This window comes from bacterium (assembly GCA_031082185.1).
Lineage (GTDB): Bacteria > Sysuimicrobiota > Sysuimicrobiia > Sysuimicrobiales > Humicultoraceae > VGFA01.
Map to the genome: position 1 here is coordinate 19,276 of JAVHLI010000012.1, position 14,614 is coordinate 33,889.

The following is a 14,614-nucleotide window of genomic DNA, read 5'->3' on the forward strand; positions in this document are numbered from 1 at the left end:
AGTGTCTCCTCCACGGGCAGGCCCTCAGGAAGATCAGGCCATCCTGTTGAGGGGAACGCGCGGCGCCCCGAGGGCTATTCCCGGCGCTATAATGTCGGGAGACCGCCACTGGAGGAGGTAGGAATGGATTTCGATCGAGCCCTAGATGAGGTGCGTGCGCTGGCCGTTCAGGGAGACGCTGCCGGGATCGTGGATTTCCTGCACGAGCGGTTCCCCCACTACTCATGGGTGGGGATCTACTGGGTTGACGGGAATGACCTGGTGCTGGGCCCCTGGAAGGGTCCGCAGGCAACGGAGCACACGCGCATCCCGATCGGGACCGGTGTGTGCGGCGCCGCGGCTCGGTCGGGGCAGACCGAGATCGTGCCGGACGTCAGCCAGGATTCCCGCTACCTGGCCTGCTTCGCGCACACCCGCTCGGAGATCGTGGTTCCGATCTTCGCATACGGCCGCGTCGTCGGAGAGATTGACATTGACGGTGACCAGATCAACGCGTTCTCAAAGGGAGATCAGCGGTTTCTGGAGGGAGTGGCCGAGCTGCTGGCGCCGCTGGCGCCGGGCTCCTAGGGAGCCACGATCCGGTTTCGCAGAGTTCCGATCCCTTCTATCTCTGCTTCAACCACGTCACCCACCTGGAGCCAGACCGGCGGCGTGCGTCCCATGGCCACGCCTTCCGGCGTGCCCGTGGCCAGGATGTCGCCGGGCTCGAGGGTCATTCCCGCCGACAGCGCCGCGATGAGTCGGGCCACGGAGAAGATCATGCCGGCCGTGGACGCATCCTGCCGCACCTCGCCGTTGACGCGCATCCGCAGGCGCAGGTTCTGGGGGTTGGGGATCGCGGAGCGGTGGACGACCGCCGGACCCATGGGTGCGAAACTGTCCAGGGACTTGCCCTTGAACCACTGTTGGTGCCGGCGTTGCAGGTCGCGCGCGGTGACGTCGTTCATGATCGTGTAGCCGAACACGTGGCCGAGCGCGCGTTCGACCGGAATGTCGCGCCCGCGTTTTCCAATGACCACGGCCAGCTCGACCTCGTAATCCAGCTGTTGGGTTGCGGCGTGGTGCACGACCGGCGCTTCGGGTCCCACGACGCACGTGGGCGGCTTGGTGAAGAACACCGGTACCTCCGGGATCGGGCTCCCGCTTTCCCTGGCATGCTCCGCGTAGTTGCGGCCCACGCAGAAGATGTTCTTCCGGGGGCGCGGGATCGGCGCAAGGAGGCGCGCCCCATCCAGCGGGATTACATCGCCGTGCTTCCGGCGCGCCTGCATCCGGCGTCGGCCCTGGGCCAGGGCCGCGCGCGCGGGGACCAGGCTGCCGCGCTCGATGAACGACAGAAGGTCGTCTCCGAACAGGTGGACGTGCTCCCCGTCCACTACCCCCAATCTGGGCCGTCCGCCCCAGCGCACCGTTACAAATCGCACGGCCCACCTCCCTGCTCCAAACCGCCCGCGGCCGAGATCTCCGAGAAGAACCTCGCCTCCAGAGTTGCCGCCTCGGGCGCGTCGTAACCAAACCGGACGTGCGCCACCAGGTCCGGATGAACCGCACGCACGGCCTCATAGATCAACAGCGCTACGCGCCGGTAGGAGAAGTGGCCGGCCTCGCGGGCGCGCAGCGGCACGAGACTGTAGAACTCGCGCAGGTTCATCGTTGCAAGGAAGCGCCTGTTGTGGGCGTTGGTTACCAGATACGCCGCCTCGCTGGGGAAATCGCGCGCGACCCCACGGTATGCGTCGGTAGCCTGCTCCACGGCGTCGCGATAGCGCCGCCCGAATCCGGCCTCATCCATCGCACGCGGGACCGCGTATCCCAGTTCCACCGTGGGCGCCTGCGGGCTCTGCGTCATCATGCGGTGCCGCTTGAGATCGAAGTACGCGCCCTGGTCGCACACTATGTCAAAGGTGTAGGTCGTGTGCTCGATCTCGCGGATCGGCGCGTCGTGGCGGCCCAGGCGCCCAAGGGCCTGCTCGATCACCGCGCGCCGCTCGGGTGCGCTCATGGCGCAGGCCCGTGCCCAGGCCTCGGCATACGCCGACCTGCCGTGGCGGTAGAGGCACGCGGCCACAACCCTCGCCTCCGCGTCACGGTCATGGTGAACCATGCGGACTCCGGCAGGTGGGTCTACTCCTTGGCTCCCTGCGGCGACATCCAGCGCGGCTGCTTCCTGTTCGGCGACCGACCGCGCCGTGGCCTCCAGCGCGGCGGCCGTCTCAGCGAGGTACGCGCTGGGGCCCGCGTACTTGACCAGCGTAGGCACCTCGGCACAAGCGACCCGCTTGATCTCAGCGCCGACGGCCCGAACCTCGTCGAGGGGGTGTGAGAGCATCTTCGTGATCGCGTGCTCCAGCGCCCTTGCGTTGGCGGTCATGCCGACGTTCGCGACTGTGGCGCAGGGCAGCAGGAACCGGCAGACGTCAATGTACCTGGAGCGGATGCGCGCCTCGTAGGCGGATGCGGGCTCTTCGGCGCCACGCGGATGACGGGCCTCCATGACTTCCCGGACCGGGTCAAGACTCTCCTGGTAGACCCGGAAGAGACCGCGGCAGGTCGCTTCGTACAGCTCCGCGTGCGGAGACGCCGCGATAGCCGGAGGTAAGAAGAACGCATCAAAGATCTGATACCGGGTGGACTTCTCCGTGTAGGAGCAGAGCCGGTTGCTCTCCAGGCTCTCGATGGCAAGCCGCGACAGGTTCTCCAGCGCCAAGTGCAGGACCGCGTGCTCGGCAACCGAGGCATGGCCGTAGCCGACGACCCACTTCTCGTGGAACTCGCTGGAGCGTTCTTCGGTCAACTCCTCCGCGATCTCGCGGAACGGTCTGGGGCTGCGGGAGGTCTTGGCGAACGCGACCGCAATGACCTCGGGGGGAAGGAGCCTAGGGCTAAGGAGGTATATTTCGCGTCGGCGCAGCGATGGAGAGCCATCTACGGAGGCGAACTGAAGATGCACGGCCTTCCCCCCAGGGTCTCGGGGTTATTCCCTGTACCGGGCTGAACTCCTGCCGGCGCACACAACATGTTGGGATCCGGGCGCGGCCCACCACCAGATCTCGTGGGGCCCCCAGGGAGGAGAGCGCCTCTCCGGCATCCAACAGCACGGTGTGGATACCCTGGTACTGCTGCGATCTCGCCTGCGGACCGCGGTCCCGCGCGACCTTCCGAGCGACTCCCCGCCGAGCTCTTTTCGCCGCGCCGCGGTGCTGGTGCCGTTGTTCGAGTCCGGTGGCGCCGCGTACCTGCTCCTGACGAAGCGGACCGAGAAGGTTGAGTATCACAAGGGCCAGATATCGTTCCCCGGCGGCCGTCAGGAAGACGGCGACGCAGATCTGCTCGAGACCGCGCTGCGCGAGACGCACGAGGAGATTGGTCTCGCGCCGTCGGCGGTCGAGGTTTGGGGTCGCCTGGACGAGATCGAGGTCATCGCGTCAGGGTTCGCGGTCACCCCGTTCGTAGGCCTGGTTCCCCCGCCCGTGGGCCTGAGGCCAAACCCCGACGAGATCGCCGAGATCGTGGCCGTGCCGCTTGCCTCCTTTCTCGATCCGGCCAACCTGCGGGTGGAGCACGTCTTACGCGAGGGCAGGTCGGTCGAGCTGGTATACTACGAGAATATTCCCCACCTGGTGTGGGGAGCGACCGCACGTATTATCAAAGGGTTGGTGGAGTTGCTGGCCCCAGAGTCGCCGCCTGGAGGTGAACGATAGACCGCCGACGCCCGTCTTTGACACCCTGGTGGTTCCTTGCCATGATACGCGCGAGTTTGCACCGCAAGCGGGATGTGGTTTCGTGCACCTGGCGGTGACCCCTTGCTAGACTACATTCCCATCCTCGTTCACCTCGTAATCGTAGTCGTATTGACCGCGACGCTGCCGGTGATCCACGCCATCCTGGGCGGCAGCCGTCCCACCCCTCCCAAGATGGAACCCTACGAGTCGGGAGTCTGGACGATAGGGTCCACCCGCGAGCGCGTGCCCGTCCGCTACTACCTGATAGCTATGCTGTTCATACTGTTCGACATAGAGATAATCTTCTTGTTCCCGTGGGCCGTGGTGTACCGTCGCCTTGGGACCTTTGGCCTCATCGAGATGCTGGTGTTCGTCGCTGTGTTGGGTTCCGGGCTGGTCTACGCGTGGAAGCGCGGAGCCCTGGAGTGGGAGTGAGGACAAAGTGAGCCCCTGGAGCGCTGAGCGCGAAGGGGCCGGACCCGAGCGGCGCGTGCTCACCACGACGGTCGAGCGCATGGTCGCCTGGGCGCGAAAGAGCAGCGTCTGGCCCGCATCGTTCGGGCTGGCCTGCTGCGCGATCGAGATGATGAGCACCGCGGCCGCGCGGTTTGACCTGGCGCGGTTCGGCAGCGAGTTGTTTCGCGCCTCGCCGCGGCAGGCCGATCTCATGATCGTCTCCGGCCGCGTCTCACAGAAGATGGCTCCTGTTCTCCGGCACATCTACGACCAGATGCTCGATCCGAAGTGGGTCATCGCCATGGGCGACTGCGCCTCGTGCGGCGGCGTTTTCAACAACTACGCCCTGGTGCAGGGCGTGGACAAGATCGTGCCGGTGGACGTGTACGTGGCAGGCTGCCCGCCCTGCCCGGAGGCACTCATGCACGGGTTCCTCATGCTGCGGGAGAAGATCGGCGCCACCGGTGGCCGGCGTTGAGCAGCGCAGGGGCGCTCGTCGCGCTGCTCCGGGAAAGGCTTCCCGAACTCGAGCTCGAGGTCGTTGAGTTCCGTGGCGAGGTGACCTTTGTCGTCCCGGAGGCGCGGGTCTCTGAGGCGCTCCGAGTACTGCGCGATGCTCCGGGTTGGACTCCTGTTCTTACGGACCTCACCGCGATTGACCGGTTCCCCTCCGAACCGCGCTTCGAGGTGGTGTACCTGCTGACCGGGTACGCGCCGCCGGTGCGCCTGCGGGTCAAGGCTCGCCTGCCGGGCGAGGCGCCGGTGATCGCCAGCGTGACCGGCCTGTGGCCGGGAGCAAACTGGCTGGAGCGTGAGGTGTACGACATGTTCGGCATCCGGTTCGAAGGTCACCCGGACCTAACGCGCATCCTGATGCCCGACGAATGGGAGGGCCATCCTCTCCGCAAGGACTTCCCTCTTACCGAGGAACCGGTGCAGTTTTACGGCCACACGCCGAAGGTGCCCAGCACCATCATTCCAAAGTCGCCGCCGCGGCGCTAGGACTGCGAGCGCACGATGCCCGAGCCGCAAACCGAAACCCAGATGATCAACATGGGCCCCCAGCACCCGGCCACCCACGGGGTGCTGCGGCTGCTCCTCGAACTCGAGGGCGAGGTGATCGTCGGCACAAAGCCGATCATCGGGTACCTCCACACCGGGTTCGAGAAGGAGATGGAGAACCGCACTTATCACCAGAACATCGTCTTCCCCGCCCGCATTGAGTACCTGGCAACCTTCATCGAGGAAATGGCTTACGTCACTGCGGTTGAGAAGCTTCTGGATGTCACGCCGCCTCCCCGGGCGCAGGTCGCAAGGGTAATCCTGGCGGAGCTGTCCCGTATCGCCAGCCACCTGATGTGGTTGGGATCCAGCGCCATTGACGTCAACGTGACCAGCGGCTTCATGTATTGCCTCCAAGATCGCGAGGGGATCCTTGACATCTTGGAGATGGTCTCCGGCCAGCGCATGATGCACGGGTACTTTCGCTTAGGCGGACTCCATCAGGATCTGCCCGAGGGGTTCGAGGCGCGCGTCAGGCAGTTTGCCGAGGGCCTGACCACCCGGTTGGACGAGTACGACTCGCTGCTGACCGACAACCTGATCTGGCGCAGGCGCCTCGAGGGGGTGGCGGTGCTCACCCCGCAGACCGCGCTGGCCTACGGCTGCACCGGGCCGATACTGCGCGGCTCGGGCGTGAACTACGATGTGCGCAAGGCGTTTCCGTACGGCGGGTACGAACAGTTCGAGTTTGATGTGCCGCTGGGCAGGAACGGTGATGCCTTCGACCGTTACATTGTCCGGCTGGAGGAGATGCGGCAGAGCCGCCGGATCATCCTGCAGGCGCTCGATCGACTTCCCGGCGGTCCTGTATTGGTGGACGACCGCAAGGTCGCGCTGCCGCCCCGCGGCGAGCTCGTCCGCAGCATGGAGGCGGTCATCCACCAGTTCAAGCTGGTCAGCGAAGGGTTGCATCCCCCGGTGGGCGAGGTGTACGCGGCGGTGGAGTCCCCTCGGGGAGAGAAGGGCTATTACCTGGTCAGCGACGGGAGCAACCGGCCCGCCAGGGTGAGGGTCCGGGCGGCAACGTTCAACAACCTGCAGGCGCTGCCGGCAATGGTGTACAGGGGGTTCATAGCGGACGTGGTCGTGGCGATCGCGAGTCTTGACGTCGTGCTGGGAGACGTGGACCGGTGAAGGAAGCCGCGCTGGAGGAGATTCGCCGCCTGGCGGGCCTCTACGAGCACCGCCGGTCCGCCCTTCTTCCCGCGCTCTTCGTAGCACAGCAGGAGGCCGGATACCTGAGCCCGGCGGCTCTGGAGTCGGTGGCCGAGGCGCTGGAACTCCCGGTGACGGAGGTAACCTCGGTCGCATCGTTCTACGGCCTGTTCTACCTCGAGCCCGTGGGCAGGCACGTGGTGCACGTGTGCACCAACCTGTCATGCATGCTCAACGGGTGCCAGCGTGTGTTGAGCCGCCTGCAGGAGGTAATGGGCATTCGTCCGGGCGAGACCACGCCGGACGGGCGGTTTTCACTGCGCACGGCGGAATGCCTGGCAGCGTGCGAGGAAGCTCCGGCGGTGCTCGTGGACGAGGATCGGTGGGCCGCGGTATCGCCGGAGGACCTCGAGACGATGCTGGATCGGTACCGGTAGGGGGCAGGGGCGGAGGAGATGGCGACGGAAGCGGTCGTGCCTGAATCGGTACTGCTCCGGTGGGTCCGGACCGAGGGCATGGCGCAGATCGAGCAATACCGCGCCGCCGGCGGCTACAACGCTGCGCGCCGCGCGGCCACGGAGCTGACCCCCGAACAGGTCATCGATATGGTCGCCGCCTCTGGGCTGCGTGGAAAGGGCGGTGCCGGATTCCCAACCGCGCAGATGCAGAAATGGAAGTTCATCCCACTAGAGGCCCCACTGAAGTACATCGTGGTGAACGGTGACGAGGGCGAACCAGGGACCTTCAAGGACCGGACCCTGATCGAGGGGTGCCCGCACCTGCTCGTGGAGGGCATCCTGATCGCCGCGGTGACCATCGGCGCGCGCAAGGTGTACATCTACCTGCGCCGGGAGTTCTATCGGGGCCGCCGGTTGCTTGAATCCGCGATCGCACAGGCCCGTGAGGCGGGATTCGTGGGAGAACGAATCTTCGGGAGCGATCACTCCGTTGAGATTGTAGTGCACTCGGGCGCGGGCGCCTACATAGCCGGGGAGGAGACGGCACTGCTGGAATCGCTGGAGGGCCGACGCGCGTTTCCCAGGCAGCGCCCGCCGTTTCCGGCCCTGGCCGGTCTCTATGGGAAGCCAACACTGGTCCAGAACGTCGAGACGCTCTGTCACGTACCAGTGATCCTCGGCCTGGGACCGGAGCGATATAGGGAGTTGGGCCCACCGGCGTTGTTCTCGGTGAGCGGGATGGTTGTTCGTCCCGGGGTGTACGAGGCGCCGCTCGGCGTTACGCTGCGGTCGCTCATCTTCGAGCACGCCGGAGGCCTGCGCCCCGGAAGGCGATTCAAGGCGGCGTTCCCAGGGGGCTCTTCATCGGTCTTTTTGACCGAGACGGAATTGGACGTGAGGATGGACCACGAGAGCCTGCGCCAGGCCGGCACCATGCTAGGCTCGGCCGCGGTGATCGTGATTGACGATTCCGCCGACATGGTCGAGGTTATGGCGCGCGCGGTGGAGTTCTATCGCGACGAGTCGTGCGGCAAGTGCACTCCGTGTCGGGAGGGGACCGTCTGGATCGCGCAGATCTTCGAGCGTATCCTACACGGCCGCGGCCGTATTGAGGATCTGGCTCTGCTTGAGAGCGTAGCGAAGGGGATGACCGGTACCTGCTTCTGTCCGCTGGGAGAGAGCGTGCCGCCCGGCCTGGTGGCGTCGCTGCGCCTGTTTCGGGACGAGTACGAGCGCCGCATCGCTGTGGGGACGCCCGATGGCCGTTGAAGCTCGGCGCGCGACGGTAACGCTGGTGATTGACGGTCGGGCAGTAATGGCGCCCAAGGGCACCACCGTCTATCAGGCGGCCCGCTCGGCGGGGATAGACATCCCCATCTTCTGCTATCACGACCGTATGCCGCCGCTGGGCGCGTGTCGCATGTGCCTGGTAGAGGTGCAGAAGATGCCCAAGCTGCAGACCGCCTGCACGCTGGAGGCATCCGAGGGCATGGTGGTCAGCACAACCAGCCCGGCGGTCAGGGCGGCCCAGGAGAGCATCCTGGAGTTCCTGCTGATTAACCACCCCCTTGATTGCCCGATCTGCGATAAGGGCGGTGAGTGCCCGCTCCAGGATCAGGCGTATCGGTACGGCCCGGGCCGCAGCAGGTTCATAGAGGCCAAGCGCGACTACGCCAAACCGATATCGCTGGGCCCGTTGTTGGTTTTGGATCGCGAGCGGTGCATCCTGTGCTGGCGGTGCGTGCGGTTCGGTGAGATCATCGCCGGCGACGACGCGCTCAAGGGCTTCGAGCGCGGCTTCACCAGCGAGGTCGGTACGCCGCGGGCCCTCCCGGTGGAGTCCAAGTTCATCGGCAACACCATCGCGATCTGTCCGGTGGGTGCTTTGACCAGCCGGACCTACCGGTTCAGGGCCAGGCCCTGGGACGTTCAGCCGGTTGCCTCCACGTGCACCCACTGCGGGGTTGGCTGCTCGGTCTGGATGGACGTGCGCGGTGGTGAGATCCTCCGCACGCGGGCGCGCGAGGAACCGGAGATCAACGACGTCTGGTTGTGCGACCTGGGGTTCTTCGGGCACGGCTACGTTGCCGCGGGAGATCGTTTGACCACCCCGCTCGTGCGGCGGGAGGGCCGTCTGCGGGAGGCTTCCTGGGACGAGGCGCTCGGCCTGGTGGCCGAGCGGCTGCGCGTCTCACGCGAGCGAGGGCCGGGCCGGGTGGCGTTCCTCGGCGGCAGGCGGTTGTCCAACGAGGACGCCGCTGCCGCCGCAGGGTTCTTCCGCGACGTGGTGGGTACGCCCCACCTCGATCACCGCGTGGACGTCTCGCCTGACGGCGCAAGCCTGGGAGTGAGTTGGGGGCTGCGCACATCACTCGACGATCTGGGCCGGGGCGACGTGTTTGTGCTGGTGGGATGCGACATCACCGAGGAGTATCCGGTGATGTGGCTGCGGATCAAGGCGGCCATTGACCGGGGCGCGCGGCTGGTGATCGTTCATGCCAAGCGGATTGAGATCCGGCGCCATGCGCGGTGCGAGCTTCTCGACCGCCACGATCGGCTCGCCCCGCTGGTAGCAGCGCTGGGAGCGGGCGCGGAGAGCGGTGATCTGGCAGCGGCGGCCGCGACGATCGCGTCCGGCGAGCGCGTCCACGTGCTGCTGGGAAGGCTGGTGCTGGACGGGCCTGATGGAAGGGATCTACTACGATCGGCGGACGGCTTGGCCCGGCGGGTAAGCGGCACGCTGCACATTGCGCGCGGGCGGGGCAACGACTTCGGAGCGCAGCGGTTCGGCCTCATGCCCGGAGAGGGAGGGATGGACGCGCCCGGGATTCTCCGGGGAGCAGCCGCGGGCGCGTTCGATCTCCTCTACGTGGCAGGAAGCGATCCTGCCACGGCGGTGACCGACGGCGCAGCATGGGATTCGGCACGCCGTGGGGTCGGGTTCCTGGTGGTGCACGAAGCGTTCCTATCGGAGACGGCCCAGTCGGCCGACGTTGTGCTGCCGGTACTGGTGCTGCCTGAGAAGGACGGCACGGTGACCAACCTGGAAGGCAGGACCCTGGCGTTGCGGGCGGCGGTGAAAGGCCCGGGGCAGGCCCGCGCCGACGGGGAGATCTTCGATCTGCTGGGCGCAAGGATGGGCGTGGTGCGCGGCCACCGCACGGCCGCGCGGATCTCGCCGGCCGCGCTCGAACCGGCCGCGGCCGGGGGAGGCGCCTCGCCGTCACTCATCCTGGTGGTCGCCGACCGCCTCTTCACCCAGGGAAGCATGACCGGTCGGTGCCGTGGCCTGAACGACCTAGCCGGCACTGCTCACTGTTTGATCCACCCTACCGATGCGGCCCGAGCCGACGTGAAAGACCTCGGCCTGGTAGAGCTTGTTACCGAGCACGCTTCGGTGGTCGTGCAGGCCCGCGTGAGCGGTGTCACGCTCCCAGGTCAGGTCCTGGTGTACCGCGGCTACGACGGCGCCCCGGTGCACACGATGGTGCGCTGGTCTCCTGCGCCGACCGGCGTTGAGATACGGCCGGTGGCGCCGCCAGAAGGGGAGACGCCGTGATCTCGGTCGTTCTAGTTGCCGCGATCAAGAGCGTCCTTATCCTGGCAACGGTGCTGGCCGGATTTGCGTACGCGACCCTGCTGGAGAGGCGGCTGCTCGCCCGCTTCCAGCTGCGCCACGGCCCCAACCGGGTCGGCCCGTTCGGGCTGTTCCAGCCCATTGCCGACGGGATCAAGCTGATCTTCAAGGAGAACTTTGTGCCGGCGGCCGCCGACCGGTTCGTCTACTGGCTCGCACCCACCATCTCGATGGTCGCCGCGCTGTTCGTCTACGCCGTGATCCCCATCGGGCCGGATATCCGCTTCTTCGGAACCACGGTGCCGCTCTACGTCGCCGACGTCAATGTGGGCATCCTGCTGGTGCTCGGCGCCTCGTCCATCGGCGTGTACGGCGTAATCCTGGGCGGCTGGTCGTCCAACAACAAGTATGCGCTGCTGGGCTGTCTCCGGTCGGGCGCCCAGTTGATCAGCTACGAGCTGGCCATCGGGCTGGCCGTGGTTTCCGTGGTCTTGACCGCGGGATCGCTCAGTCTGGTGGACATCGTGAACGCGCAGCAGCGGCTCTGGTTCGTGGCTTTCCAGCCGGTGGGGTTCCTGATCTTCTTCATAGGCGCGCTCGCCGAAACGAATCGCGCGCCGTTCGACCTGCCCGAGGCAGAGCAGGAACTGATCGCCGGGTTCCACACGGAATACGGCGGCTTCAAGTTCGCGATGTTCTACGCCGGCGAGTACGTCGGCGTCATCACGATGAGTCTGCTTGTCACCACGCTGTTCCTCGGTGGGTGGCACGGGCCGCTGCTGCCCGGCCCCCTATGGGTGGCGATCAAGACCTTCGCATTCGTGTGCCTGTTCATCTGGATTCGGGCAACGATGCCGCGGGTTCGCCACGATCAGTTGATGGCCTTCGGTTGGAAGGTACTGGTCCCGCTCGGCCTGCTGAACGTCGTCGCCACGGCCGTGATCGTAGCGCTGGTGGGAGGGTAGTCGGTGCCGGGCCTGTTCAGGCAGTCCATCGCGCTCCTGCGGGGCCTCCTGATTACCGGCCGGTACCTGTTCCGGCCTCCGGTGACCATTCTGTACCCGGAGGTCAAGACTCGGGTCGCGCCGCGGTTCAAGGGGCGGCACTGGTTGACGCTCTATGCCGACGGCGTTGAGCGCTGTGTGGGGTGCGAGCTCTGCGTGATAGTCTGCCCGTCCCAGGCGATCTACGTGAGGGCCGCGGAGAACACGCCCGAACGCCAGATCAGCAAGGGCGAGCGCCACGCCGACCAGTTCCAGATCAACATGCTGCGGTGCATCTTCTGCGGCTTCTGCGAGGAGGCCTGTCCCACCGGCTCCATCGTGCTGGGGCAGGACTACGAGCTGGCCGGCTACTCGCGCGCCTCGCTGATCTACACGAAGCCGATGCTGACCGAGCCCTACCCCGGAGCCTCGGGCCGCGATCCGGGGCGGGAGGTGTAGCGGGCAGATGGAGTGGGTCATCTTCGTCCCGGCCGCAGCGACGGCCGTCGCCGGAGGGGTGGCCGTGATCACCGCGCGCCAGCCCGTGCACAGCGCGATCGCGCTTCTGGTGGTCCTGGCCGCGATGGCGGTCAACTACCTGCTGCTGGCCGCGCAGTTCATCGCCGTACTCCAGGTGATCATCTACGCCGGCGCGATCGTGGTGTTGTTCCTCTTCGTGATCATGTTGCTGCACGCCAGGTCGGGCGAGGGCCCGGTTGAGAAGTTGCCGCGCCAGCGCGGCGCGGCGGCGGTCTTCGCGGCGTTGTTCCTGGCGGCCCTGCTTGCCGGCAGCCTGGCGGCGGCGAGACCGTTGGCGCCTGCACCCGAGGGGTTCGGCACGGCTCAGCAGGTGGGCGAAGCTCTGTTCGTGACGTACCTGCTGCCGTTCGAGATGGCGTCGGTGATCCTGATGGTGGGCATCGTCGCCGCGGTGGTCGTGGTCAAACGAGGGCCGCCCGCCGGAAGAGGAGGGCGGTAGCCCGTGGTACCGACCTCGGCCTACCTGGCGCTCAGCGCGGTGCTATTCACCATTGGCGTCGTGGGGGTGCTGGTCCGCCGCAACGCCCTGATCGTGTTCATGTCCATCGAGCTGATGCTGAACTCGGTGAACCTGGCCTTCATTGCGTTTGCCAGGCAGCACCTTGGTATTGACGGGCAGGTGATCGTGTTCTTCGTGCTGGTGGTCGCGGCGGTGGAGGTCGTCGTGGGGCTGGCGCTTATCGTGGAGATCTTCCGGTCGCGGTCCACCGTGGACATTGACGACGTGGATCTGCTGCGGGGTTAGCCGATGAGCTTCGTGCCCTTGATTCTGGTGTGGCCGCTGCTGGGCTGGCTCGTCAACGGGCTGGCGGGCCGCCGGTTCTCCCGCACCGTCTCGGGGCTGGTGGCGTGCGCGACGGTCGGGGCGAGCTTCGCCACCGCGGCGCTGGCGCTGGCGGCCTACGTGCAGGCCTCGGCGGCACAGGCTGCATCCGCGGCAGAGGGAGCATCGCAGACGGCGCTGTCGGTGATTGTGCCGCTGTTCACCTGGCTGGGCGCGGGCGACCTGTGGGTCCAGGCCAGCCTGCAGGTGGATGCCCTGTCGCTGACCATGGCGCTGGTCGTTTCCGGTGTCGGGTTCCTTATCCACGTCTACTCGATCGGCTACATGGCGCACGACCCAGACGTTTCGCGGTATTTCGCCTACCTGAACCTGTTCATCTTTGCCATGCTACTGCTGGTTATGGCCGGCAACCTGCTGGTGCTGTTCGTGGGCTGGGAGCTGGTGGGGGTGTGCTCCTACCTGCTGATCGGGTTCTGGTTCGCGCGGCCGGCCGCGGCGGCGGCGGGGCGCAAGGCGTTCGTGGTCAACCGGATCGGCGACGCTGCGTTCCTGCTGGGGCTGTTCCTGCTCTTCACCGCGCTGGGCACGCTGGACATCCCGGAGATCCGCAACCGCGTGGGCGAGTTGCCGGACGGCCTGAGGCTGGCAGCCGCTCTGCTGTTGTTCGCAGGGGCCACCGGCAAGTCGGCGCAGCTCCCGCTGCACGTCTGGCTGCCCGACGCCATGGAAGGGCCGACCCCTGTCTCGGCCCTGATCCACGCCGCCACCATGGTGACCGCGGGGGTGTTCCTGGTCGCCCGCCTGGATACGTTGTTCCTGTCGTCGCCGAATGCCCTGGCGGTGATCGCCATCATCGGCGCCCTCACGGCGTTCTACGCCGCAACGGTGGCGCTGCGGCAGCACGACCTCAAGCGGGTGCTGGCCTACTCCACGATCAGCCAGCTCGGCTACATGTTCGTGGCGATGGGCGCGCTCGCGCCGGCGATAGGCATCTTCCACCTGGTGACACACGCGTTCTTCAAGGCGCTGCTGTTCCTCTCCGCCGGCAGCGTGATGCACGCGATGCACGACGTGATTGACATGCGGCGTCTGGGCGGACTGGCCCGGACGGTGCGTTGGACCGCGGCCGGCTTTATCATCGGCGGCCTGGCGCTGGCCGGGATCCCGCCGTTCGCCGGCTTCTTCAGCAAGGACCTGATCCTGGAGCACGCCTTCGCGCTGGGCATGGCCAGCGGCAACTACATTCCCTATGCGCTGGGCCTGCTGACCGCTTTCGTGACCGCGGTCTACATCACGCGGGCGGTGGCGCTTACCTTCTTTGGCGCACCCGCCGAGGCGGGCGCCCATCCCCACGAATCCCCGCCGGTCATGCTGTGGCCGATGGCGCTCCTGGCGGTTCTGTCGGTGGCCGGCGGGGCGTTGGGTGCGCATGCCGCCGGCGAGCCGCTCCTGCGCTTCCTGGCACCCCTGCTCGGCGCCGCGGAGGTAGAGGGCGCGGCGGCGCCGCACCCCCCGGCCGCGATCTTGATGGGCGTATCGGTTGCGGTGGCGTTTGCGGGCGTGCTGACCGGCTGGATCGTCCACAGGAACCGGCGCGATCCCCACCTGGGGGCGATGGGCACGCTGCTGGAGCAGCGCTGGTACGTTGACGCGCTCTACGACCGGAGCATCGTCGCCCCCGGCCACGCGACGGGCCGCTGGATGGCCGGCCCGGTGGATCTTGGAGTGATTGACGCGGCGGTGAACGGGGTGGGCCGTCTGTTCGCGGCGCTGGGAGCCGCATCCCGCCGGCTGCAGACCGGCTACGCCCGGCAGTACGCGCTCAGCGTGCTGATCGGCGCGGTGTTGATCGTTGGGTATTGGATCCTGAGGTAGCG

At 66.9% G+C, this 14,614-nt stretch carries 15 protein-coding genes and 1 pseudogene; 14 read left to right on the plus strand and 2 right to left on the minus strand.

Features of this window, described 5'->3' with window-relative positions:
* Positions 1-123 precede the first annotated feature (123 nt).
* Positions 124-567, plus strand: a complete 444-nt coding sequence (locus RDU83_11040) for a GAF domain-containing protein (GenBank protein MDQ7841545.1) — start codon at positions 124-126, stop codon at positions 565-567.
* Here RDU83_11040 and RDU83_11045 read toward each other — a convergent pair.
* Complete coding sequence (locus RDU83_11045) at positions 564-1,424, minus strand: fumarylacetoacetate hydrolase family protein (GenBank protein ID MDQ7841546.1); 861 nt, start codon at positions 1,422-1,424, stop codon at positions 564-566. The genes RDU83_11040 and RDU83_11045 overlap by 4 nt on opposite strands.
* Positions 1,412-2,950: an FAD-dependent thymidylate synthase gene (locus RDU83_11050; protein ID MDQ7841547.1), complete on the minus strand. Its 1,539-nt coding sequence runs from the start codon at positions 2,948-2,950 to the stop codon at positions 1,412-1,414. Before RDU83_11050 ends, RDU83_11045 begins: the two co-directional genes overlap by 13 nt.
* Positions 2,951-3,101: 151 nt before the next feature.
* Here RDU83_11050 and RDU83_11055 point away from each other — a divergent pair, with 151 nt between their 5' ends.
* The 13 genes and pseudogenes from RDU83_11055 to nuoL all read left to right on the plus strand — a co-directional run bounded on the left by RDU83_11055 (position 3,102) and on the right by nuoL (position 14,612).
* A complete protein-coding gene (locus tag RDU83_11055) occupies positions 3,102-3,701 on the plus strand; it encodes a CoA pyrophosphatase (GenBank protein MDQ7841548.1) in 600 nt (199 codons plus the stop codon).
* A gap of 102 nt (positions 3,702-3,803) precedes the next feature.
* Positions 3,804-4,157 (plus strand): NADH-quinone oxidoreductase subunit A, encoded by a 354-nt coding sequence (locus RDU83_11060; protein ID MDQ7841549.1) that lies wholly within the window; start codon positions 3,804-3,806, stop codon positions 4,155-4,157.
* A 55-nt stretch (positions 4,158-4,212) separates the two neighbouring features.
* A pseudogene (locus RDU83_11065) lies at positions 4,213-4,650 on the plus strand (NADH-quinone oxidoreductase subunit B family protein).
* Between the two features lie 2 nt (positions 4,651-4,652).
* A complete protein-coding gene (locus RDU83_11070) occupies positions 4,653-5,180 on the plus strand; it encodes an NADH-quinone oxidoreductase subunit C (GenBank protein MDQ7841550.1) in 528 nt (175 codons plus the stop codon).
* Between the two features lie 15 nt (positions 5,181-5,195).
* Positions 5,196-6,374: an NADH-quinone oxidoreductase subunit D gene (locus RDU83_11075; GenBank protein ID MDQ7841551.1), complete on the plus strand. Its 1,179-nt coding sequence runs from the start codon at positions 5,196-5,198 to the stop codon at positions 6,372-6,374.
* Positions 6,371-6,832 carry an NADH-quinone oxidoreductase subunit NuoE gene (gene nuoE, locus RDU83_11080; GenBank protein ID MDQ7841552.1) on the plus strand — a complete coding sequence of 154 codons (462 nt, stop codon included), beginning with the start codon at positions 6,371-6,373 and terminating at the stop codon, positions 6,830-6,832. Before RDU83_11075 ends, nuoE begins: the two co-directional genes overlap by 4 nt.
* 78 nt (positions 6,833-6,910) lie before the next feature.
* A complete protein-coding gene (gene nuoF / locus RDU83_11085; GenBank protein ID MDQ7841553.1) occupies positions 6,911-8,122 on the plus strand; it encodes an NADH-quinone oxidoreductase subunit NuoF in 1,212 nt (403 codons plus the stop codon).
* Positions 8,112-10,412, plus strand: a complete 2,301-nt coding sequence (gene nuoG / locus RDU83_11090; GenBank protein MDQ7841554.1) for an NADH-quinone oxidoreductase subunit NuoG — start codon at positions 8,112-8,114, stop codon at positions 10,410-10,412. Before nuoF ends, nuoG begins: the two co-directional genes overlap by 11 nt.
* Entirely contained in the window at positions 10,409-11,395 is a 987-nt protein-coding gene (gene nuoH, locus RDU83_11095) for an NADH-quinone oxidoreductase subunit NuoH (protein ID MDQ7841555.1), read from the plus strand. Before nuoG ends, nuoH begins: the two co-directional genes overlap by 4 nt.
* A 3-nt stretch (positions 11,396-11,398) precedes the next feature.
* On the plus strand, positions 11,399-11,872 hold the full coding sequence (gene nuoI / locus RDU83_11100; protein ID MDQ7841556.1) for an NADH-quinone oxidoreductase subunit NuoI: 474 nt from the start codon (positions 11,399-11,401) through the stop codon (positions 11,870-11,872).
* Between the two features lie 7 nt (positions 11,873-11,879).
* Positions 11,880-12,392, plus strand: a complete 513-nt coding sequence (locus tag RDU83_11105) for an NADH-quinone oxidoreductase subunit J (GenBank protein MDQ7841557.1) — start codon at positions 11,880-11,882, stop codon at positions 12,390-12,392.
* 3 nt (positions 12,393-12,395) lie between these two features.
* Positions 12,396-12,698, plus strand: coding sequence for an NADH-quinone oxidoreductase subunit NuoK (gene nuoK, locus RDU83_11110; GenBank protein MDQ7841558.1), 303 nt, complete (start codon positions 12,396-12,398; stop codon positions 12,696-12,698).
* A 3-nt stretch (positions 12,699-12,701) separates the two neighbouring features.
* Complete coding sequence (gene nuoL, locus RDU83_11115; protein MDQ7841559.1) at positions 12,702-14,612, plus strand: NADH-quinone oxidoreductase subunit L; 1,911 nt, start codon at positions 12,702-12,704, stop codon at positions 14,610-14,612.
* The last annotated feature ends 2 nt before the right edge of the window (positions 14,613-14,614 follow it).